At 59.4% G+C, this 20,239-nt stretch carries 18 protein-coding genes; 6 read left to right on the top strand and 12 right to left on the bottom strand.

Annotation, left to right across the window (positions count from 1 at the left end):
* Positions 1 to 206 precede the first annotated feature (206 nt).
* On the bottom strand, positions 207 to 2,909 hold the full coding sequence (mgtA, locus tag NB069_RS02285; protein WP_250587402.1) for a magnesium-translocating P-type ATPase: 2,703 nt from the start codon (positions 2,907 to 2,909) through the stop codon (positions 207 to 209).
* Positions 2,910 to 3,300: 391 nt separating this feature from the next.
* Between mgtA and treR the strand changes: the two genes are divergently transcribed.
* From treR to nrdG, 5 genes are all read left to right on the top strand, one after another.
* Positions 3,301 to 4,248, top strand: coding sequence for a trehalose operon repressor TreR (treR, locus tag NB069_RS02280; RefSeq protein WP_250587400.1), 948 nt, complete (start codon positions 3,301 to 3,303; stop codon positions 4,246 to 4,248).
* 130 nt (positions 4,249 to 4,378) lie between these two features.
* Complete coding sequence (gene treB, locus NB069_RS02275; protein ID WP_250589435.1) at positions 4,379 to 5,797, top strand: PTS trehalose transporter subunit IIBC; 1,419 nt, start codon at positions 4,379 to 4,381, stop codon at positions 5,795 to 5,797.
* Positions 5,798 to 5,846: 49 nt separating this feature from the next.
* The gene (gene treC / locus NB069_RS02270) at positions 5,847 to 7,502 is read left to right on the top strand and encodes an alpha,alpha-phosphotrehalase (RefSeq protein WP_250587398.1); all 1,656 of its coding nucleotides are present in this window, start codon (positions 5,847 to 5,849) and stop codon (positions 7,500 to 7,502) included.
* Positions 7,503 to 7,874: 372 nt separating this feature from the next.
* Positions 7,875 to 10,013, top strand: a complete 2,139-nt coding sequence (nrdD, locus tag NB069_RS02265) for an anaerobic ribonucleoside-triphosphate reductase (RefSeq protein ID WP_250587396.1) — start codon at positions 7,875 to 7,877, stop codon at positions 10,011 to 10,013.
* Positions 10,014 to 10,119: 106 nt separating this feature from the next.
* Positions 10,120 to 10,584: an anaerobic ribonucleoside-triphosphate reductase-activating protein gene (gene nrdG, locus NB069_RS02260; RefSeq protein WP_250587394.1), complete on the top strand. Its 465-nt coding sequence runs from the start codon at positions 10,120 to 10,122 to the stop codon at positions 10,582 to 10,584.
* A 2-nt stretch (positions 10,585 to 10,586) separates the two neighbouring features.
* On the opposite strand, the gene NB069_RS02255 is transcribed toward nrdG, so the two are convergent.
* The 10 genes from NB069_RS02255 to NB069_RS02210 form a co-directional block, all read right to left on the bottom strand.
* A complete protein-coding gene (locus tag NB069_RS02255; protein WP_250587392.1) occupies positions 10,587 to 12,497 on the bottom strand; it encodes a BglG family transcription antiterminator in 1,911 nt (636 codons plus the stop codon).
* A 19-nt stretch (positions 12,498 to 12,516) separates the two neighbouring features.
* Positions 12,517 to 13,611 (bottom strand): lactonase family protein, encoded by a 1,095-nt coding sequence (locus NB069_RS02250; protein WP_350223402.1) that lies wholly within the window; start codon positions 13,609 to 13,611, stop codon positions 12,517 to 12,519.
* 75 nt (positions 13,612 to 13,686) lie between these two features.
* A complete protein-coding gene (dagF, locus tag NB069_RS02245) occupies positions 13,687 to 14,427 on the bottom strand; it encodes a 2-dehydro-3-deoxy-phosphogluconate aldolase (RefSeq protein ID WP_250587390.1) in 741 nt (246 codons plus the stop codon).
* Positions 14,424 to 15,542 (bottom strand): DgaE family pyridoxal phosphate-dependent ammonia lyase, encoded by a 1,119-nt coding sequence (locus NB069_RS02240; RefSeq protein ID WP_250587388.1) that lies wholly within the window; start codon positions 15,540 to 15,542, stop codon positions 14,424 to 14,426. Before NB069_RS02240 ends, dagF begins: the two co-directional genes overlap by 4 nt.
* Positions 15,526 to 16,659 carry an amidohydrolase/deacetylase family metallohydrolase gene (locus NB069_RS02235; protein WP_250587386.1) on the bottom strand — a complete coding sequence of 378 codons (1,134 nt, stop codon included), beginning with the start codon at positions 16,657 to 16,659 and terminating at the stop codon, positions 15,526 to 15,528. The genes NB069_RS02240 and NB069_RS02235 overlap by 17 nt, the downstream gene beginning before the upstream one ends.
* Positions 16,660 to 16,701: 42 nt before the next feature.
* Positions 16,702 to 17,343 carry a DUF4310 family protein gene (locus tag NB069_RS02230; RefSeq protein WP_103178023.1) on the bottom strand — a complete coding sequence of 214 codons (642 nt, stop codon included), beginning with the start codon at positions 17,341 to 17,343 and terminating at the stop codon, positions 16,702 to 16,704.
* Positions 17,344 to 17,356: 13 nt separating this feature from the next.
* Positions 17,357 to 18,133 carry a DUF4311 domain-containing protein gene (locus NB069_RS02225; RefSeq protein WP_250587384.1) on the bottom strand — a complete coding sequence of 259 codons (777 nt, stop codon included), beginning with the start codon at positions 18,131 to 18,133 and terminating at the stop codon, positions 17,357 to 17,359.
* Positions 18,134 to 18,155: 22 nt separating this feature from the next.
* Positions 18,156 to 18,455 (bottom strand): DUF4312 family protein, encoded by a 300-nt coding sequence (locus tag NB069_RS02220; RefSeq protein ID WP_006810338.1) that lies wholly within the window; start codon positions 18,453 to 18,455, stop codon positions 18,156 to 18,158.
* 2 nt (positions 18,456 to 18,457) lie between these two features.
* On the bottom strand, positions 18,458 to 18,820 hold the full coding sequence (locus NB069_RS02215; RefSeq protein WP_032616243.1) for an SFCGS family glycine-rich protein: 363 nt from the start codon (positions 18,818 to 18,820) through the stop codon (positions 18,458 to 18,460).
* A 10-nt stretch (positions 18,821 to 18,830) separates the two neighbouring features.
* Complete coding sequence (locus tag NB069_RS02210) at positions 18,831 to 19,169, bottom strand: glycine dehydrogenase (RefSeq protein WP_250587382.1); 339 nt, start codon at positions 19,167 to 19,169, stop codon at positions 18,831 to 18,833.
* 419 nt (positions 19,170 to 19,588) lie between these two features.
* Between NB069_RS02210 and NB069_RS02205 the strand changes: the two genes are divergently transcribed.
* Positions 19,589 to 19,744 (top strand): Hok/Gef family protein, encoded by a 156-nt coding sequence (locus NB069_RS02205; RefSeq protein WP_039030612.1) that lies wholly within the window; start codon positions 19,589 to 19,591, stop codon positions 19,742 to 19,744.
* Positions 19,745 to 19,812: 68 nt separating this feature from the next.
* On the opposite strand, the gene cybC is transcribed toward NB069_RS02205, so the two are convergent.
* Entirely contained in the window at positions 19,813 to 20,196 is a 384-nt protein-coding gene (gene cybC / locus NB069_RS02200; protein ID WP_250587380.1) for a cytochrome b562, read from the bottom strand.
* Positions 20,197 to 20,239: the final 43 nt, after the last annotated feature.

The raw sequence follows: 20,239 nt of genomic DNA, 5'->3' as shown, positions 1-20,239 counted from the left end.
GGGCCGAAAAAAGGCAAAACATTCTGTTAACATGCGTTCAATTTGTCGTCAAGCGCGGCGGATGATGGAGATCACAGGTTGTTGAATTTGGGAGAAAACGGAGCCCCTCACCCCGGCCCTCTCCCCAAAGGGGCGAGGGAGAAAAAACGGCTCCTTGCAGTCCCCTCTCCCCTGTGGGGAGAGGGTTAGGGTGAGGGGCAGAATTTTCACTGCCACCCATATCGACGGCTATAGAACCCTTTCACCAGCTGCGTCAGCACCATATACCCGGCGAGGATCGCCACCAGCCACGGGAAGTAGCTGAGCGGCAGGGCCTGCAGCTGCAGGTAGCCTGCCAGCGGCGAGAACGGCAGCGCGATACCGAGCACTATCACCAGGCCGGTCATCAGGATCAGCGGCCATGCGGCGCGGCTCTGGAGGAACGGAATGCGCCGGGTACGGATCATATGCACAATCAACGTTTGCGACAGCAGCCCGACCACGAACCAGCCGGACTGGAACAGGGTCTGCTGTTCCGGGGTGTTGGCGTGGAACACGAACCACATCAGGCAGAAGGTCAGAATGTCGAAGATGGAGCTGATCGGGCCGAAAAAAAGCATGAAACGACCCAGTTCTGCCGGATCCCAGCGCTGCGGCTTCTGGATTTGATCCTCGTCGACGTTATCAAACGGGATCGCCACCTGAGAGAGATCGTACATCAGGTTCTGGATCAGCAGATGCAGCGGCAGCATCGGCAGGAACGGCAGAAACGCGCTCGCCACCAGCACGCTGAAAACGTTACCGAAGTTGGAGCTGGCGGTCATTTTGATGTACTTGAGCATGTTGGCGAAGGTGCGGCGGCCTTCGATCACCCCCTCCTCCAGCACCATCAGGCTCTTCTCCAGCAGAATGATATCCGCCGCTTCCCGGGCGATATCCACCGCCCCGTCCACTGAAATACCGATATCCGCGGCACGCAGGGCGGGCGCATCGTTGATGCCATCCCCCATAAAGCCCACCACGTGCCCTTCGCGTTTCAGCAGGGTGACGATGCGCTCTTTGTGCATCGGAGTCAGGCGCGCGAACAGCGTGGTGCGCTTCGCAAGGTTTGCCAGCGCGTCGTCAGTCAGCGCTTCAATCTCGCTGCCCGTCACCACCTCGCCCGCGTCCAGGCCCACTTCACGGCACACTTTCGCCGCCACCAGCTCGCTGTCGCCGGTCAGGATTTTCACCGTAATGCCGCTCTCTTTCAGCGCTTTCAACGCTGGGGCAGTGGTCTCTTTCGGTGGATCGAGGAAGGCGATGTAACCCTCGAGGATCAGATCGGATTCATCGATGCGCTGATAATCCCCGGCGCGTTCCGGCAGAAACTTGCTGGCAACCGCGACCACGCGCAGCCCCTGACGGTTTAGGTTGTCGGTGACGCGCCGGATGCGCCGCAGCATGCTCTCGTCCAGCGGAACAATCTCGCCGTTATGCCGCACCTGGGTCGACACATTCAGGACCTCCTGCAATGCCCCTTTGCAGATGAGCAGGTGCACGCCCTGCTCTTCGCTCACCACCACCGACATGCGGCGGCGCTCAAAATCAAAGGGGATCTCATCCACTTTCTGCCAGCGGGTTGACAGCGTGCGCGCGGCGGCCTCATCCACCCCTTCCAGTACCGCAACGTCGAGCAGGTTCTTCAGCCCGGTCTGGTAGTGGCTGTTCAGCCACGCGGTTTCCAGCACCCGCTCGCAGACCTTGCCCGAGACGTCGGTGTGGTGCTCCAGCACGATCTTGTCCTGGGTCAGGGTGCCGGTTTTATCGGTGCAGAGGATGTCCATCGCGCCAAAGTTCTGGATGGCGTCGAGGTGCTTAACGATTACTTTTTGCTTCGAGAGTTTTACCGCCCCGCGCGCCAGCGTCGAGGTGACAATCATCGGCAGCATTTCCGGGGTGAGTCCCACCGCCACCGAGAGGGCAAACAGCGCCGCCTCCCACCAGTCGCCTTTGGTGTAGCCGTTAATCAGCAGCACGACGGGGGTCATCGCCAGCATAAAGCGGATCAGCAGCATGCTGACGCGGCCAATTCCCTGCTGGAAGGCGTTGGGTTCGCTCTCCTGCTCGCTGACGCGCCCGGCCAGCTGTCCAAACCAGGTGTTACCCCCGGTGGCGATAACCATCCCCTGCGCGGTGCCGCTGACCACCGTGGTGCCCATAAAGCACAGGGTGTCGCACTCCAGCGGATTGTCCTGCTGCGGATCGCGGCTGTGGGCGACTTTCTCCACCGGCAGGGATTCCCCGGTCAGCGAGGCCTGCGCCACGAACAGGTCCCGGGCCTGGAGAATGCGCAGGTCCGCCGGGATCATGTCCCCGGCCGCCAGCTTAACCAGATCCCCCGGCACCAGCTGGTCAATGGGCACCTCCTGCCAGCCGCTTTCGCCTTTGTCGTTAAGGGTGCGCAGAACGGTGGCGGTGTTGCTGACCATCGCCTTGAGGGCATCCGCCGCGCGGGTTGAGCGGGCCTCCTGAATGAAGTTCAGCAGCGTGGAGATGCCCACCATGAGGGCGATCACCCCGGCGGCAAACAGATCTTCGGTGGCATAGGAGATAACCCCCAGCACCGTCAGCAGCAGGTTAAAAGGATTGCGGTAGCAGCTCCACAGATGAACCCACCAGCGGGCCGGTTGTTGCGCCGGGATGGTGTTGTCGCCGTGAAGGGCGCGGGTCGCCTGAACCTCGGCGGCGGTCAGCCCTTCCGGGTGGCTGCCGAACGTCCGCCACAGGGCAGGCTCGTCCATCGCGGCTACCCGCAGGCAGTGGGCGGCAAGGGCGCCGGGAACCGCGGTGTCGGTTTTACCGGTTGCCATGGGCGCTCGCTGCACCAGACGACGCGGCAGGTGACGGCTCAGCCGGGTAAACAGCAGTTGGGTGAAATTTTTGAACATAACAAGTCCCCCGCACCCGCAGAAAACGGGCGCAGTTTTTACCATCAGACGTGACAAAGCCACGCCTGAGCGGCGATATCAGTTATGCAGGGACGTATGAAACGTCACTGCCTTACGCATCCGGTAAGACAGTGAGTACAGGCTTACCGGCGTGAAGGGGTTCTCCCTGTCGGGAGAGGGGTGGGATCGGGATCCATACAGCCTCCGGTAAGTAAAAAAAGGGAAGTCGGCGCGCAGTATCGTGTTTTAGCCATACCGTTCGTGACAATTCGGGCGGTATGATACCGCCCGGGCATTAAACCAAACGTAAACCAGACATTGCCCATTGCACAACGCGATACCCGATTTAGGCTTACTGATTATTTCATTGATGCATAACAGGATATAAAGCATGCAGAACCGCCTCACCATTAAAGACATTGCCCGTCTGAGCGGCGTGGGTAAATCCACCGTCTCGCGGGTGCTGAATAACGAAAGTGGTGTCAGCCAGCGCACGCGCGAGCGCGTCGAGGCGGTAATGAATCAGCACGGCTTCTCTCCTTCACGCTCGGCGCGCGCCATGCGTGGGCAGAGCGACAAAGTGGTGGCGATCATCCTTACCCGTCTGGATTCGCTGTCAGAGAACCTGGCCGTTCAGACCATGCTTCCCGCCTTCTACGAGCAGGGCTACGATCCCATCATGATGGAGAGCCAGTTTTCGCCGCAGATGGTGGAAGAGCATCTCGGCATGCTCAAGCGTCGCAATATCGACGGCGTGGTGCTGTTTGGCTTTACCGGCATCACTGAGGAGATGCTTACCTCGTGGCAGTCGTCGCTGGTGTTGATGGCGCGCGATGCCCGCGGGTTTGCCTCGGTATGCTATGACGATGAAGGGGCGATCCACATACTGATGCAGCGCCTGTATGAGAGCGGCCATCGTAATATCAGCTATCTCGGGGTGCCCCACAGCGACGTCACCACCGGCCAGCGCCGACATGACGCCTACCTCGCCTTTTGCAAGCAGCACGGGCTGCCCGCCGTGGCCGCCTTGCCCGGCCTGGGCATGAAGCAGGGCTATGAAAAAGTGGCCGACGTGCTGATGCCACAGACTACCGCGCTGCTCTGCGCCACGGATACCCTGGCTCTGGGCGCAAGTAAGTACTTACAAGAACAGCGTATTGATAGCCTGCAGCTGGCAAGCGTGGGCAACACGCCGCTGATGAAGTTCCTCCACCCGGAGATCATCACCGTGGATCCGGGCTACGCCAACTCCGGCCGCCAGGCCGCGATGCAGTTGATTGAGCAGATTAACGGCCGCAGCAAACCGCGCCAGATCGTCATTCCCGCCACCCTTTCCTGAGCGTTAAAAAACGCTTTATTGTGATCCTCGCCCGGTTTCGGGAACGTTCCCATTTTCGTAATGAATGCGAAAGAGTAGGCTTGCCGTCAGTTATCTTCCTCCCCCTGAACGAGTGTCATGAGGTTTCATGATGAGCAAAGTAAAACAAACGGATATCGACCAGCTGATCGTGCTGGTTGGCGGACGTGACAATATCGCCACGGTCAGCCACTGCATCACCCGCCTGCGGTTTGTGTTAAACGACCCGGCCAAAGCCGACCCGAAAGCCATCGAAGATCTGTCGATGGTGAAAGGCTGCTTCACCAACGCCGGACAGTTCCAGGTGGTGATCGGCACCGAAGTGGGCGACTACTACAAGGCACTGCTGGCGACCACCGGCCACTCATCTGCTGATAAAGAGCAGGCGAAAAAAGCGGCGCGCCAGAATATGAAGTGGCATGAACAGCTCATTTCACATTTCGCGGAGATCTTCTTCCCGCTGCTGCCGGCGCTGATCAGCGGGGGGCTTATTCTCGGCTTCCGTAACGTGATTGGTGATGTGCCGATGAGCGGCGGCAAAACCCTGGCTCAGATGTATCCGGCGCTGCAGAGCATCTATGATTTCCTGTGGCTGATTGGCGAGGCCATCTTCTTCTATCTGCCGGTGGGGATCTGCTGGTCGGCGGTGCGCAAAATGGGCGGTACGCCGATTCTGGGCATCGTGCTGGGCGTGACGCTGGTCTCTCCGCAGTTAATGAACGCTTACTTACTTGGACAGCAGGTGCCCGAGGTGTGGAACTTTGGTCTGTTTACTATCGCCAAAGTGGGCTATCAGGCGCAGGTGATCCCGGCCCTGCTGGCTGGCCTGGCGCTGGGGATGATTGAAACCCGCCTCAAGCGCATGGTGCCGGACTACCTCTATCTGGTGGTGGTGCCGGTGTGCTCCCTGATCCTCGCCGTGTTCCTCGCCCACGCCTTTATCGGTCCGTTTGGCCGCCTGATTGGCGACGGCGTGGCGTATGCGGTGCGTCACCTGATGACCGGCAGCTTCGCCCCGATTGGCGCCGCGCTGTTTGGCTTCCTCTATGCCCCGCTGGTGATCACCGGCGTGCATCAGACCACCCTGGCCATTGATATGCAGATGATTCAGAGCCTCGGCGGCACGCCGGTATGGCCGCTGATTGCGCTGTCGAACATTGCCCAGGCCTCGGCGGTCACCGGCATTATTCTGGTCAGCCGCAAGCATAACGAGCGTGAAATCTCGGTGCCGGCGGCCATCTCCGCCTACCTTGGCGTCACCGAACCGGCGATGTACGGCATCAACCTGAAATACCGCTTCCCGATGCTGTGCGCGATGATCGGCTCCGGGCTGGCGGGCCTGCTGTGCGGCCTGAACGGCGTGATGGCCAACGGCATTGGCGTCGGCGGCCTGCCGGGCATCCTCTCCATTCAGCCGACGTACTGGCAGGTGTTCTCTCTGGCCATGGCCGTGGCGATCATCGTCCCGATGGCGCTGACCACCGTTGTCTATCAACGCAAGCACCGTCAGGGCGCGTTGCAGGCCGTTTAATCTTCTTCGGGGCGCAGTTGCGCCCCCTTCGCATTTGCAGGAACGCATGATGAATACCCTTCCTCACTGGTGGCAAAACGGCGTCATCTACCAGATCTACCCGAAGAGCTTCCAGGACACTACCGGGCGTGGCACCGGGGATCTGCGCGGCGTGACGTCGCGTCTCGACTACCTCAAAACCCTTGGCGTTGACGCCCTCTGGCTGACGCCGTTCTATATTTCTCCGCAGGTGGATAACGGCTACGACGTGGCGAACTACGTCAGCATCGATCCCGCCTACGGCACGCTGGACGACTTCGACGCGCTGGTGGCCGAAGCCCATCAACACGGGATCCGCATCGTGCTGGATATGGTGTTTAACCATACCTCCACCCAGCACGCGTGGTTCCGCGAGTCGCTCAATAAAGCCAGCCCGTACCGGGAGTTCTATATCTGGCGCGACGGCACCCCGGAGCAGGCGCCCAACAACTGGCGCTCCAAGTTTGGCGGCAACGCCTGGCGCTGGCATGCCGAGAGCGAGCAGTACTATCTGCACCTTTTTGCCCCGGAACAGGCGGACCTGAACTGGGAGAACCCGCAGGTGCGCGCCGAGCTGAAAAAGGTGTGCGAATTCTGGGCCGATCGCGGCGTGGACGGCCTGCGTCTCGACGTCATCAACCTGGTGTCGAAAGATCAGGATTTCCCGGAGGATGAGATCGGCGACGGTCGTCGCTTCTATACCGACGGGCCACGCATCCATGACTATCTGCAGGAGATGAGCCGGGATGTCTTTACCCCGCGCAACCTGATGACGGTGGGCGAGATGTCCTCTACAAGCCTTGCCCACTGCCAGCAGTACGCGGCGCTCGACGGGCGCGAGCTGTCGATGACCTTTAACTTCCACCACCTGAAGGTGGATTATCCCAACGGCGAGAAGTGGACCCTGGCGAAACCGGACTATGTGGCGCTAAAAGCGCTGTTCAGCCACTGGCAGCAGGGCATGCACAACCGGGCGTGGAACGCGCTGTTCTGGTGTAACCACGATCAGCCGCGCATCGTCTCACGCTTTGGCGATGAGGGCGAGTACCGCGTCCCGGCGGCGAAGATGCTGGGGATGGTGCTGCACGGCATGCAGGGCACGCCCTACATCTATCAGGGTGAAGAGATTGGCATGACCAACCCGCACTTCAGCCGCATCACCGATTACCGCGACGTGGAGAGCCACAATATGTTCGCCGAACAGCGTACCCGGGGACGGGATGCCGACGAACTGCTGGCCATCCTCGCGAGTAAATCCCGCGATAACAGCCGCACGCCGATGCAGTGGGATGCCTCTGCGAATGCCGGGTTCACCACCGGCGAGCCGTGGATTGCGCTGGCCGATAACGCAGAGGGGATCAACGTCGAGGCGGCGCTGGCCGATCCCGGCTCGGTGTTTTACACCTACCAGGCGCTTATTCAGCTGCGGAAAACCCTGCCGGTACTGACATGGGGAGATTATCAGGATCTGCTCCCGGATCACCCGTCGCTGTGGTGCTATCGCCGCCAGTGGCAGGGCCAGACGCTGATGGTGGCGGCGAACCTGAGCCGCGAGTGCCAGCCGTGGCAGCCGCAGTCGGTGGACGGCAACTGGCAGGTGGTGATGAGCAACTATGCCGAGGTGTCACCGCAGCCTGGCGCCATGACCCTGCGCCCCTTTGAAGCGGTATGGTGGCTGCAGAGCTGATGTTATCCGCCGGGCACCGCAGGGCTGCCCGGCGCACGCTTTTTTTGGTGGAAAATCAACCAGATTAACCCCTGAAGAATTTACAAACCCCGGATCGCCCGCCATCTGTACACTTCGTTTTTTACCTTGTCCTGAATCAAATAAATCGCAAACAAGTTTGATGCAAATCACTACATATAGAACTTAGAATGCTCGCCGACCCAAGATGTTGTATCCATGGTCTATTATTGCCACAAGCCTACGGAAACCACACAACATAAATTTGTGGATAAAAAGGGTCGAAATCAGGAGAAATCGCGCGCGCGTCGGCAGTTACGGCCCCGCCCCTTTTCCCTGCCTCTGTGGATAACCTGTTCTTAAAATGGAGTGATCATGACACCGCATGTGATGAAACGAGATGGCTGTAACGTGCCTTTCAAATCAGAGCGCATTCAGGAAGCGATTCTGCGTGCAGCTAAAGCAGCGGGAGTCGATGACGCAGATTACTGCGCCACCGTCGCAGAGGTCGTCAGCCAGCAGATGCAGGGTCGCAGCAAGGTCGATATCAACGAGATCCAGACCGCGGTGGAAAACCAGCTGATGTCCGGCCCGTACAAGCAGCTGGCGCGCGCCTATATTGAATACCGTCACGACCGGGATATCGAACGTGAAAAACGCGGTCGCCTGAACCAGGAGATCCGTGGCCTGGTGGAACAGACCAACTCCGCGCTGCTCAACGAAAACGCCAACAAAGACAGCAAGGTGATCCCCACCCAGCGCGACCTGCTGGCGGGTATCGTCGCCAAACACTATGCCCGTCAGCACCTGCTGCCGCGCGACGTGGTGCAGGCGCACGAGCGCGGGGATATTCACTACCACGATCTCGACTATTCCCCGTTCTTCCCGATGTTCAACTGCATGCTGATCGACCTGAAAGGCATGCTGACCCACGGCTTTAAAATGGGTAACGCCGAGATTGAGCCGCCCAAGTCGATCTCCACCGCCACCGCGGTGACCGCGCAGATCATCGCCCAGGTTGCCAGCCATATTTACGGCGGCACTACCATCAACCGTATCGACGAAGTGCTGGCCCCCTTTGTAACCGCCAGCTTTGATAAGCATCGCCAGGTGGCAGAAGAGTGGCAGATCCCGGATGCGGACGGCTATGCCCGCTCCCGCACCGAGAAAGAGTGCTACGACGCCTTCCAGTCGCTGGAATACGAAGTGAACACCCTGCACACCGCCAACGGCCAGACGCCGTTCGTCACCTTTGGCTTTGGGCTGGGCACCAGCTGGGAGTCGCGCCTGATCCAGCAGTCCATTTTGCGCAACCGCATCTCCGGCCTCGGCAAAAACCGCAAAACCGCGGTGTTCCCGAAGCTGGTGTTCGCCATCCGCGACGGCCTGAACCACAAGTCCGGCGATGCCAACTACGACATCAAGCAGCTGGCGCTGGAGTGCGCGAGCAAGCGCATGTACCCGGACATTCTGAACTATGACCAGGTAGTGAAAGTCACCGGCTCGTTCAAAACCCCGATGGGCTGCCGCAGCTTCCTCGGCGTCTACGAAGATGAGAACGGCGAGCAGATCCACGACGGGCGTAACAACCTGGGTGTCATCAGCCTTAACCTGCCGCGTATCGCCCTGGAAGCCAAAGGCGACGAAGCGGCCTTCTGGACGCTGCTGGACGAGCGTTTACAGCTGGCGCGTAAAGCGCTGATGACCCGTATCGCCCGCCTGGAAGGCGTCAAAGCCCGCGTCGCCCCTATACTTTACATGGAAGGGGCCTGCGGGGTGCGACTGAAGGCCGACGACGACGTGTCTGAGATCTTCAAAAACGGCCGGGCGTCCATCTCGCTGGGCTATATCGGTATTCACGAAACCATTAACGCGCTGTGCGGTGACAAGCACATCTATGACAGCGAGGCCCTGCGTGAGAAAGGCATCGCTATCGTCCAGCGCCTGCGCGACGCGGTGGATCGCTGGAAAGAGGAAACCGGCTACGGCTTCAGCCTTTACAGCACCCCGAGCGAAAACCTGTGCGACCGCTTCTGCCGCCTGGATACCGCCGAGTTTGGCGTGGTGGAGGGTGTGACCGATAAAGGCTATTACACCAACAGCTTCCACCTCGACGTGGAGAAGAAGGTGAACCCGTATGACAAGATCGACTTCGAAGCGGCCTATCCGCCCATCGCCAGCGGCGGATTTATCTGCTACGGCGAATACCCGAACATTCAGCACAACCTGAAGGCGCTGGAAGACGTGTGGGATTACAGCTATCAGCACGTGCCTTATTACGGCACCAACACGCCTATCGACGAGTGCTACGAGTGCGGCTTTACCGGTGAGTTCGAGTGCACCAGCAAAGGCTTCACCTGCCCGAAATGCGGTAACCACGATGCCACCCGCGTCTCCGTGACCCGCCGCGTGTGCGGTTATCTCGGCAGCCCGGACGCCCGTCCGTTTAACGCCGGTAAGCAGGAAGAGGTGAAGCGCCGGGTGAAGCATTTAGGGAATGGGCAGATCGGGTAACATCTCTGCCACATTGATGCCCGGTGGCGCTACGCTTACCGGGCCTACGGACCGCACTCTTTTGTAGGCCGGGTAAGCGTAGCGCCACCCGGCGTGGTTATTCGCGATGAACTATCACCAGTACTATCCCGTCGACATCGTCAACGGCCCCGGCACCCGCTGCACGCTGTTTGTGTCCGGATGCATCCACGAATGCCCGGGCTGCTACAACAAAAGCACCTGGCGGCTGAACTCCGGGATGCCGTTTACCGCAGAGATGGAGCAGCGGATCGTTGACGATCTCAACGACACGCGCATTAAACGTCAGGGAATTTCCTTATCCGGCGGCGATCCGCTGCATCCGCAAAACGTGCCGGATATTCTCAAGCTGGTAAAACGTATCCGCCGCGAGTGCGCCGGAAAAGATATCTGGGTATGGACGGGCTATAAGCTGGACGAGCTGAACGATGACCAGATGCAGGTGGTGGATCTGATCAACGTGCTGATCGACGGCAAGTTTGTGCAGGATCTGAAAGATCCGATGCTGATCTGGCGCGGCAGCAGTAACCAGGTGGTGCATCATTTGCGTTGAGCTCAAAACCGGCTCAAACACTCCATCGCCACGGCTTTAAACGCCACAAAGTCGCGACATTGACAGAGACGCGCCATCGCCCGTTCACGCAGGAAGGTCACGAAAATATCGTAGATCGCCATCGCCTCTTCATACTCGCTTTTGCTGATGGCGAGCAGGAAGATGACGTGTGCGGTGTCATCGCCCCACTGGATGCCCTGCGGGGCCAGCACGGTGTAAACCACGGTCTTTTGCGCCAGCAAACCCAGGGAGTGCGGCAGGGCGATACCGTCGCCGAGCAGGGTGCTGACGATGGCTTCACGCTCGACCACCGAGTCGAGAAATTCCGCGTCCACAAACCCCTCCTCCTGCAGCTGGCCGCACAGCTCCTGGAACAGCGTCTGCTGGTCGATGGGTTGATCAATCACGCGGAAGTGACTGGCGTCGAAGTACTTTTCCAGCATCCACGGGCGGGTTCTGTCCACCAGCACCAGCTTGCCAATCTGCTCTAACTGATAGTCCGTCGGGAACGGGGCAATCATCACCACCGGTTTGGCTTTTTCGCCAACGCGCGCGGTGGAAATGACAAAATCTTCGCTGATGTTTTCGCACTGCTCATATTCCCGCAGGGTCAGAACGCGGGTGACGTCAATTTGCGGATACTTGCGCTGTAATACCGCCTCGATCATCCGCACCATTGCGTTGCCCGCATCGCACACCAGCATCACTCGCGGCTGGCGCTGATAGCCGATGTTATAGTGCCGCTCCAGCCCGACGCCGATATGCAGCACCAGAAAGCCAATCTCGTTTTCGCTGATCGCGTACGGGGTGTATTTCCCCCAGCTGGAGACCGCCGCGAGGGTCATGTCCCATGCCATCGGATAGTGCTGCTTGATGTTATCCAGCAGCGGATTAGGGATCATAATCTGGTAGCGCACCCGGGTGATCATGGTCTTAATGTGGGTCAGCAGATCCGCATGCAGCTGGGCGTCGTCGAGCAGGTTGTAGTTATAGTGGGTGTTGATATAACCCAGGATGTAGTTCACCAGCGCCTCTTCGTCATCGGCGTTGATCGCGCTGGGGGAGATCTCCTGCACCTGGCGGGCGGCGATATGCACTCCCAGCCAGGTCACTTCCGGGGGTGCCAGGGTTTTATCTGCCAGCCGGGCGATAGCGCTGGCGATATCCCGCGCGGCGGCATGCACGTTCTCAGCCACCTCTTCGGCGTTAAATTCCTGCAGCGGGTAGCCTTCGCTGATGCGCCGCACCGTCACCGCGCCGTAGAGGCGCAAAAACAGCTCGCCCTCATCGGTGAGGCGGATGTGATGCCGGGTGAAGGTCTCATGCAGGACGGCGGCAAGCGACTCCGGCACGCCCGTATTCAGCGCCACTTCGGTCACCAGCGGGTTGAGATTGTCCTGCTGCGCCAGCTGCCATAGCAGATCGGTCAGACAGGCGCGGATCGCCATTTCACTGCCAAACAGCTTCATGCCGTGGCGCGGACGGGTCTCCAGGGTCAGACGGTAGCGATGAAACCACTCCCGCACCTCCGCCATATCACTCTGCAGCGTGGCGCGGCTGACAAACCACTCGTCGGCCAGATCCTCCAGCTTGAGGGAGAATGCCGAGGTAAGAAAACGCACCACCAGATAGTGCACCCGCTCCGGGCCGGTGCGCGGAATACGCAGCATACGCGGATGAGAATCCTGCAGCAGCTGGTAGCGCGCCGGATCGTCGATCTTCAGCTGGTAGCCGTTGCCCCGGCTGAGGACAAACTGCGCCCCGTGGTCGCCGAGCATAGCGTTCAGCGCGGTGATATCAGCCCGGACGGTACGCGTGGATACCGACAACCGTTGCGCCAGTTCATCCTGCGGCAGCGTTTCGTTTTGCAACATCTCAAACAGTTGCGCTAAACGTTGGTTGGGAAATCGCACGTGGTTATCCTCTTACTGCTCAGGGGGAAATGACCATCTGGGATGGACTGCCGACAGGGGTGTAGTCTGGCTCAAAATGCAGGGTGCCGCTGTGCGGCTCCACGCTAAAGCGGGTGATATTATCACTGCGCTGGTTCAGCACATAGAGCCAGCGCCCGTCGCGATCGAGGGTCAGGGTGCGCGGGTAATCGCCGCGCGTCCAGACATCATCCTGATGGATCAGTTCGCCCTCTGACGTCACGGTAAAGTGCGCAATGCTGTTGTGCAGCCGGTTCGCGACATACAGCTGTCTGCCATCGCGGCTCAGTACCAGGCCGGACGCAAAGCTGGTGCCTTTATAGCCTGCCGGCAGCGCAGACCAGCTCTTGCCTTCGTGCAATCTGCCGGAAACCGGATCCCGCTGATAGTAGGTCAGCGTGGAGGCCTCCTCATTAATCAGCCACAGCCCTTCCCCCTGTGGAGTAAAGACAAAATGACGCGGCCCGGCGCCCGCTGACGACGCAGGGATAAACGGCGGATCGTCGGGGATAAGCCTGCCGTTTTGATCGTCAAACTGGTACTGATAAATGCGATCGAGGCCCAGATCGGTGGCAAATATTGCGCCGCTATGGGGATCCGCGGCGATCATGTGGGCATGCGGGGCGCTATGCCCGCTGATGGCAAAACTGCCCTCCACGGCGGCGGCCGGTTTTGCCGCGCCGGGCTCGCCACGATGCAGATGAATATCGCTCGCCTCGCTCAGGCTGCCGTCCGCATTTACCGGCAGGACAGCCACCGTTCCGCCCCCGTAGTTCGCCACCAGCAGGTAACGTCCATTGGGGGTAAACGACAGCGATACCGGGCCTGCGCCGCCGGACGCCACCTCGTTCAGCAGATGCACATTCCCGGCTTCATCAATACGCAGCGCCTGGACAACACCCTGCTCCACTTCGCTTGCTACATAGAGCCTGTTGCCATCCGGCGCAATGGCCAACTGCGCGGCATTTGTCAGGGTATGCACGAGGGTTCTGTTGCTGAGCGCGCCGGTGACAGGGTCGCGGGTAAAGCGGTATAAGCCTTCGCCGTGGGGATGGTAGGTGCCGACCCAGGCGTACTGCGTGTGTTGGGTGTGCATGGGGATCCTGAAATTTTTTACTGCCCCTCAACCCCTCTCCCCAAAGGGGAGAGGGGTTGAGGGGTGTTGTTTTTATTACTTAACCCGCTTCTTCGTCATTGCAAGCAGCGTACGCACATCTTCCGGGCGGGTGTCGCCGCTGGCTTTGTCGATAATCGAGCTGTAGATATGCGGGATGATTTTGCTCACGCCCGCGTCCAGCGCAATCTGCAAAATCTCTTCGAAGTTATCCAGATCGATGCCGCCGGTTGGCTCGAGCCAGAAGTCGTGACGGGCGCAGGCTTCCGCCACCGCTTTGTATTCATCACGGCACTTCAGGCCGCCCATCGGGAAGTATTTGATTGAGCTGCCGCCAAAATCTTTCAGCAGGGCAATCGCCGTTTCCACCGGGACAATGCCGTCAGGCGCCGCGCTGCTCAGCGGACCGGTGGAGATTTTAACCATGCCGACAGTACCGGTCGGGGAGACCAGACCGTTAACCACGGACTCGCTCTGCCCCAGCAGCGCGCGGCTGGTTGCCACGCCGGTAAAGACCTGGTTCACGTGCTGCGGCTGCACCTGACGGGAGATTTCGCTCACCATCGCCGACTGGTTCGGGTCGCCTGCCCCCAGGCCCACGGAGAGGGCGTTATCGATGAGCGCGGCGTACTCGCGCATATCGGCCACCGCACTGTCGACGTCCGGGTAGTTTTTGGAGAGCACGCCCACCAGCACATGCCCCTCTGCGGCCTCATAGATGGCGCTGGCGTTGGCTTTCGATCCGGCCAGCACATTCAGGCAGACGCGGTCACGGTAAAAGTTTGGGGTCAGTTTCATGCCTTTTTCTCCTGGCCTAACACTTCGCTGATGCGGCGATAAACAATATTCAGCTGGTCTGCGCTGACGCTGCGCACGTCCGCTTCGATGATCCCTTCGTTGGCCTTGTAGCCACGGAAGTAGATGGCGTATTCGCCCTGCCTGAGCGCGTGCACCAGGTCGCCGGTGCCGACGCCGGTGGTGGCTTCGTCAAACTTAATTTCGGTGCGGGCGATGTCACGACCGGCGCTGTCCCAGACCACGCGAGCGGTCACGCCGTTGAGGGTGTTGAGCGCGTCAATAAACGGCGTCATCTTCGCCACCATCTCAGCACCGCTCTCTTTAGTTGCCGTCAGGTAGTGTTCGATGGCGCAGGTGAGGCCCAGAATGCCTTCTTTGCCCACCTTCATCGCCCGGCCAATGCCCGCCGTCTGGCGTTTTACCCACTCGACGTACTGCGTTTTGCCGATCACCAGGCCGCTGGTTGGGCCTTCAATGGCCTTCGCGCCGCTGTAAATCACCAGGTCCGCGCCGGAGCGGTAGTAAGTATGCAGATCTTCTTCCGCCGCGGCATCAACGATCAGCGGCAGGTCGTGCTTACGCGCCACCACGGCCGCTTGCTCCACGCTGAGCATGCTCTTCTGCACGCAGTGGTGAGATTTGATATAGAGGATCGCCGCGGTGCGCGGAGTGATCGCCGCCGCCAGCTGATCGGCGGAGCATTCGTTGGCGTAGCCCGCTTCTACCAGCTTGCCGCCGCCCAGCGCCACCATGGTGCCAACCGGGGCGCCAAAGTTCACGTTATGGCCCTTCGGCATGACGATCTCGTTATTCTCAACCGGGGTGACGTGCAGGTTTTCCAGCAGCCAGTCGCTGTCCTTCACCAGCACCGCCGCTACCGACTGGGCGATGCCCGCCGACGCGCAGGAGACGACGGTCGCCCCTTCCACATCCAGCAGCTTCGCGATGTATTCGCCGGTTTTGTTCACCAGATCCTTCATCTCGAAGTACTGGTTCATCCCCTCCATTGCCGCCTGTACCACTTCCGGGCGCGGGGTGGAGACGCCCAGCGCGGTCATGCGCCCGGAGGTGTTAATCACCTGCTTTAAATTGTATTTCTCAAAAATTGAAGGCATGTTCCGTGCTCCCTTGTTCGGTCATGTAGCCCTTGCCCGCGCGGATCGCGGCAAGCGGCACCAGAATGTGTTCAGCCTGCAGACTGTCGTTTTCGGCGTCCACCAGCACCGTCGGCTGGCGTTTAAGGGTGAACAGCGTCAGGTCGGCATCGAGACCCGGCTGAATGCGGCCTTTGTGCGCCAGGCGCAGACCGTCCGCAGCGTTGACGGTCACGCAGTTAATCACCTGCGGCAGCGTCATACCGATGGCGAGGAATTTCGACATCACGCTCGCCAGCGATCCTACCGGGCCGTTAATGCGGTTGCGGCAGTAGATATCCGAGCTGATGGTGTGCGGCAGAATGCCCATCGCGATGGCGCGTTTCGCCACTTCAAAGCTGAAGCTCGCCGTGCCGTGGCCCACGTCAAGACGCACGCCGCGCTGCAGGGCGGAGGTGATGGAGGCGCGCAGTTCGCCGGATGGCGTCAGAATGCGGTTCGGCTTGCCGTTGTAGCAGTGGGTAATGATGTCGCCGGAAGTCAGCAGGTCAGCGATTTCATCGAGGTTCGGCGGGTTATTGCCGATGTGCACCATCAGCGGCAGGTCGCCGTTCTCTTTCTGGATGGTTTTGGCACGCTCCAGCGGCGTAATGCCGTTTTCACCGACCACGCTGCTGCTCATGCGCGCTTTCAGGCCAACGATAAAATTCGGGTGGCGCTGTACCGCCTGCTTCACCGCGTCGGCGTCGATATTGGCCATGTTGGCCAGTTCGTTCTGGGCAATCAGCCCCACGCGGGAGATGTTCAGCAGGGCAAAAACCTCGGTGGAGGCTTTGCGGGTAATGTCGTAGAAATCGTCCACGTCGTCCGCCCCGGTGCTGCCCGCGTCGACCACGGAGGTAACGCCGGTGGCAATGCCGACGCTGTCCGGCTCATCGTGATAAATCGGCGAGTTCGGATAGCAGTGGACGTGGGAGTCGATCCAGCCCGCGCTGACGTAAGTGTCGCCGTTAAGCTCAACGGTTTGCTGTGCGGGATCGGTAATGTCGCCTACCGCCGCGATCTTCCCGTCCTGAATGGCGATATCGGTCAGGGTATCGTCGGTGAGGCGCGCACGGCGCAGGAGTAAATCAAACATGGGGTTCTCCTGATAAGTCGGGCGCCTGAGCGCCCGCGGGTATTAAAGGGCGACCGGGAACAGCCAGCCCAACAGCATTGCACCGAGGATGGCGCCACCGGTAATCGGCTTCTGCCAGATGTAGAACAGCAGTGCGCCCAGCAGGGAACCGATGCCGATTGGAATAGACGCGGTCATCGCGCTGAGGATAATCAGCGGCCCGAGGAAGCGGCCCGAGGCGTTACCGGCTCCCATCATCACATCTGCCCCGTAGGTGGAGTTGCTCTGATTGATAGTGAACTTACGCGCCAGGATAATGACGTAGCCAATCGCCAGGCCAATCACCAGGCCGGTCGCAAGCGAGGCGATAAAGTTGGTCACCGGGAACATGATGCCCGCGCCCAGCAGCAGCGCCGGAACGCCTAAGCCCACGCCGGTCTGGATCGCGCCGCCGATATCAAGGATCCCCACCAGCGAACCTTCGATAATACGGGCAAACAGGAAGCTGGCGCCGAACGCCGCGACCGCGCCGTAAGCCCCGGTATCGATGCCCGCTTTCAGCATCGCTACGAAGGCCACTTCGTTAAAAGCGCCAATGCCGTAGAGGTAGTACATGTGCGTCCCGGCGAAGACGCCGGAAGAGAGCAGGCCAACGAAGATCGGGAACGACCAGTCGGCATACCAAAAACCTTTATTCTGTTCCATTTAGAGGCTCCTGTTACTTGCCGCTGAGCGAGTTGTGGATCATGTCGAGCCAGTTCGGCACGGTCAGATGGAAGGATTCAATCATCTTCATGTCGAAGCCGCGGAAGAAACCGCTCAGCACGAACAGCAGAACGATGGCCACCATCATCACTTTGGTAACGTGGTTCCAGCCGCTCTCTTCCACGCCTTTGCCGATCAGGATGCCCAGCACCAGGCCCGGTACGGCGTTACCCATAATCAGCTGCGCCGCGCCGCCAAAGACGGTTGCCCAGAAGCCCGATTTTTTGCCCGCGTCGATGGCCGCCAGCCAGAAGATCACTGGCATCACGGTGTTGACCAGCAGGTTTGCCGCCGGTACCAGTACCTTCACGGCAGTCACCTGCAGCGCGGCCGGAACGGACGAGGCAGTCAGGTTAAGGAAGGTGACGACAATCATGCCGATCAGGCCGCAGGCAATCGCCATTTTGCGGGGATCGTGCAGCGTCTCGCCGACGTTGCGGTTTTTGATCATCAGCGCCGCGGCACCCCAGTTAGGGATGATGCGGTGGTCAACGTCCTGGGTGAAGGAACCCGCCGCAACCGACGAAGCCCAGGCGTTGAAGAAGAAACCTAACCCAAAGGAGAAGTGGGACGCGGGATCCCCTTCGCAGGAGTTCAGTTCCCCCAACGTACGAAACGCGCCCATACCCTGTGTGGTAGGCGCATGAAACATGCGTGCAGCCCCGGCGCCAACGCCGACGCCCACCAGGCCGCCGATGATGAGCGATTTTATTAAAATTATCAGGAACATTAGTCTGCCCTATTAGTAAGAATCAGCGTTGCGTGACGAAATCCACCTGGTCCAGATTGATGGCAGTCACGTTGACGGTCACGTCCAGCTCCACGCTGTAGGTGCGTCTTTCCCGGCGCAAAAAGAAGAACAGAAACGCCTCTTTACGCACCGCTTCTTGCGCCTGAACAACCTGCACATCCTGTGGCTCAATACGCAGTAAGATATGCGGCGATGCTTTCATCACCGCGGCCTGAACGTGGTTCAGCGCGTCGGCAAAGGCGCGCGCTTTGGCGTCACCCTTGCCTTTCACTCTCACCGTGGTGGTGAACTGTTCTTTCATGCTTATGCGCCGTGCTTCTTCTGCCACGCCTGAACCAGACGCTCGCCCAGCTCTTCTTTATCCATAAAGCCAAAGCCCAGCACGTTGCAGCCTTCGTTGATGGCGGTCACGCCCTCTTCCACCGAACGCATGCCGTACTTCGCTTTGTAGCCATATTTGGTCTGGGCGGTGATGGCACCCGCGCCGCCGCTGCCGCAGAAGGAGATGCCGAAGGTGGCGTTTTCCGCTTTCATGACGTCGCCGAGCTTCATATCCGCCGCCATGCCCGGGACCACAACCGCGCGGCCACCTGCTTTTTCAACGCCTGCTGCAACCTTCTGGCCTTTACCCAGGCGATCGCCGATGACAACTGTAATTTGTTCCATGATGTGCTCCTTAAAGGTTGTCTTTTGCGACTTCGAAGTGAACGGAGAGCAGCCAGGCCTCTTCATCAGGAAGATTGCCAAACAGCGCGACCACTTCACGGGCAAGCCGCATGGATTCTGGTGAAATTTCGTCAAACAGGTCAGCTTCAACCTCCGGCAGCGGTTCGCCGGTTACCGACCGGTGCGCCATCGCGCGAACGTGGGAGGTCAGCATCTGCTCCTGAACGGCATTGGGGATAATGTGGTGATGACTAAGCAGCGCGAAAGTCTGCTTGAGCATGCTGTCGGCAAGCTGTTCAGTTTGTGCCGCCTGGTCTCCAGTGTCGTTTATTACCGTTCCGTTAATCACTCGTATTACCCCGTTATTGGCTCTGGGATAAAACTAACGCTGGCGGTTATGGGTTTGTAGCGAGTTGTTTTCCACTTCGAAGTGGAAAGGAGAGCGGCACCAGTGATCTGTGCCACATAATTGCCCCAAATAACGATTTTGAGCTGGTCTTACGTGATGAATATCACGCTTCTGCACGGCAAACCCGCTGTTCCGGAAGTGAAAAAGTTTACGAGCAGACTCGTAGAAATGTGAGCTGGATAAGGTTTTCTTATGCGGATTGGGTAGAGTGGCCGTGGGTGCTTGAGACTGACCGTCTCTTGCATGGGACGGAAAGTGGAAAGCCCCGCCTGATAAAAAATCAGGGCGGGGGCTCGAAACGACACGTCCAACCACGTGGAGTTCGCTACCTCGCCCGCTTAAAAAGCAAGGAGGCATCCATGAAACGCAGAGATCCCAGTATCGGGGTTTTGATGATTATTTCTTTGACAATAATCATCTTAACTTTGGTGACGCGGAAAACACTGTGCGAGATCCGTTTTCGAAACGGTTCGCTTGAAGTGATTGCGCAAATGGAGTGTCGCTCCGGATCGTAGGGGCAAACAGGCGGAGGCGTGTAGTGCGCCTCCGCACACGGGGACAGGGCGTAAGGCTCAGGCACCCATTAACGGTATTTTTTGTGATAGGTATTACGTGTTGCGACAAACCCGTCGGCTGCCGCCTGGGCCTCTTTCACTTTGCCTTCGTTGGCCAGCTTCAGCGCGCCGTCGATCTGACCGACCAGCGTCTCAAGACCATGGCGGAAATCTTTCATCTCCGGGCTGTCTTCCGCTTTGCCTTCCAGCTTCGGCGGGGTCTCTTTTTGCGCGTCCACCGCCGCGGTACGCATTTTGGTTAACGCCTCTTTCATCTCGCCGGCATTATCGGTTTTTTGCACCACCTTCAGGTTTTCGCTGAGGGTGTCCATATTGTCTTCCAGGTCGGCAAGGACCGACGTGCTCATGACCAGCGTTGACGCTGCGAGGATAGCTAACAGGGTTTTACGCATTGCTCACTTCCTTTTTTATTATGAAAAAAAGCGCACCGAAGTG

It is taken from the genome of Leclercia adecarboxylata, from assembly GCF_023639785.1.
In the GTDB taxonomy this organism is placed as follows: domain Bacteria; phylum Pseudomonadota; class Gammaproteobacteria; order Enterobacterales; family Enterobacteriaceae; genus Enterobacter; species Enterobacter adecarboxylatus_D.
This window is presented reverse-complemented; position numbering and strand designations above follow the sequence as displayed.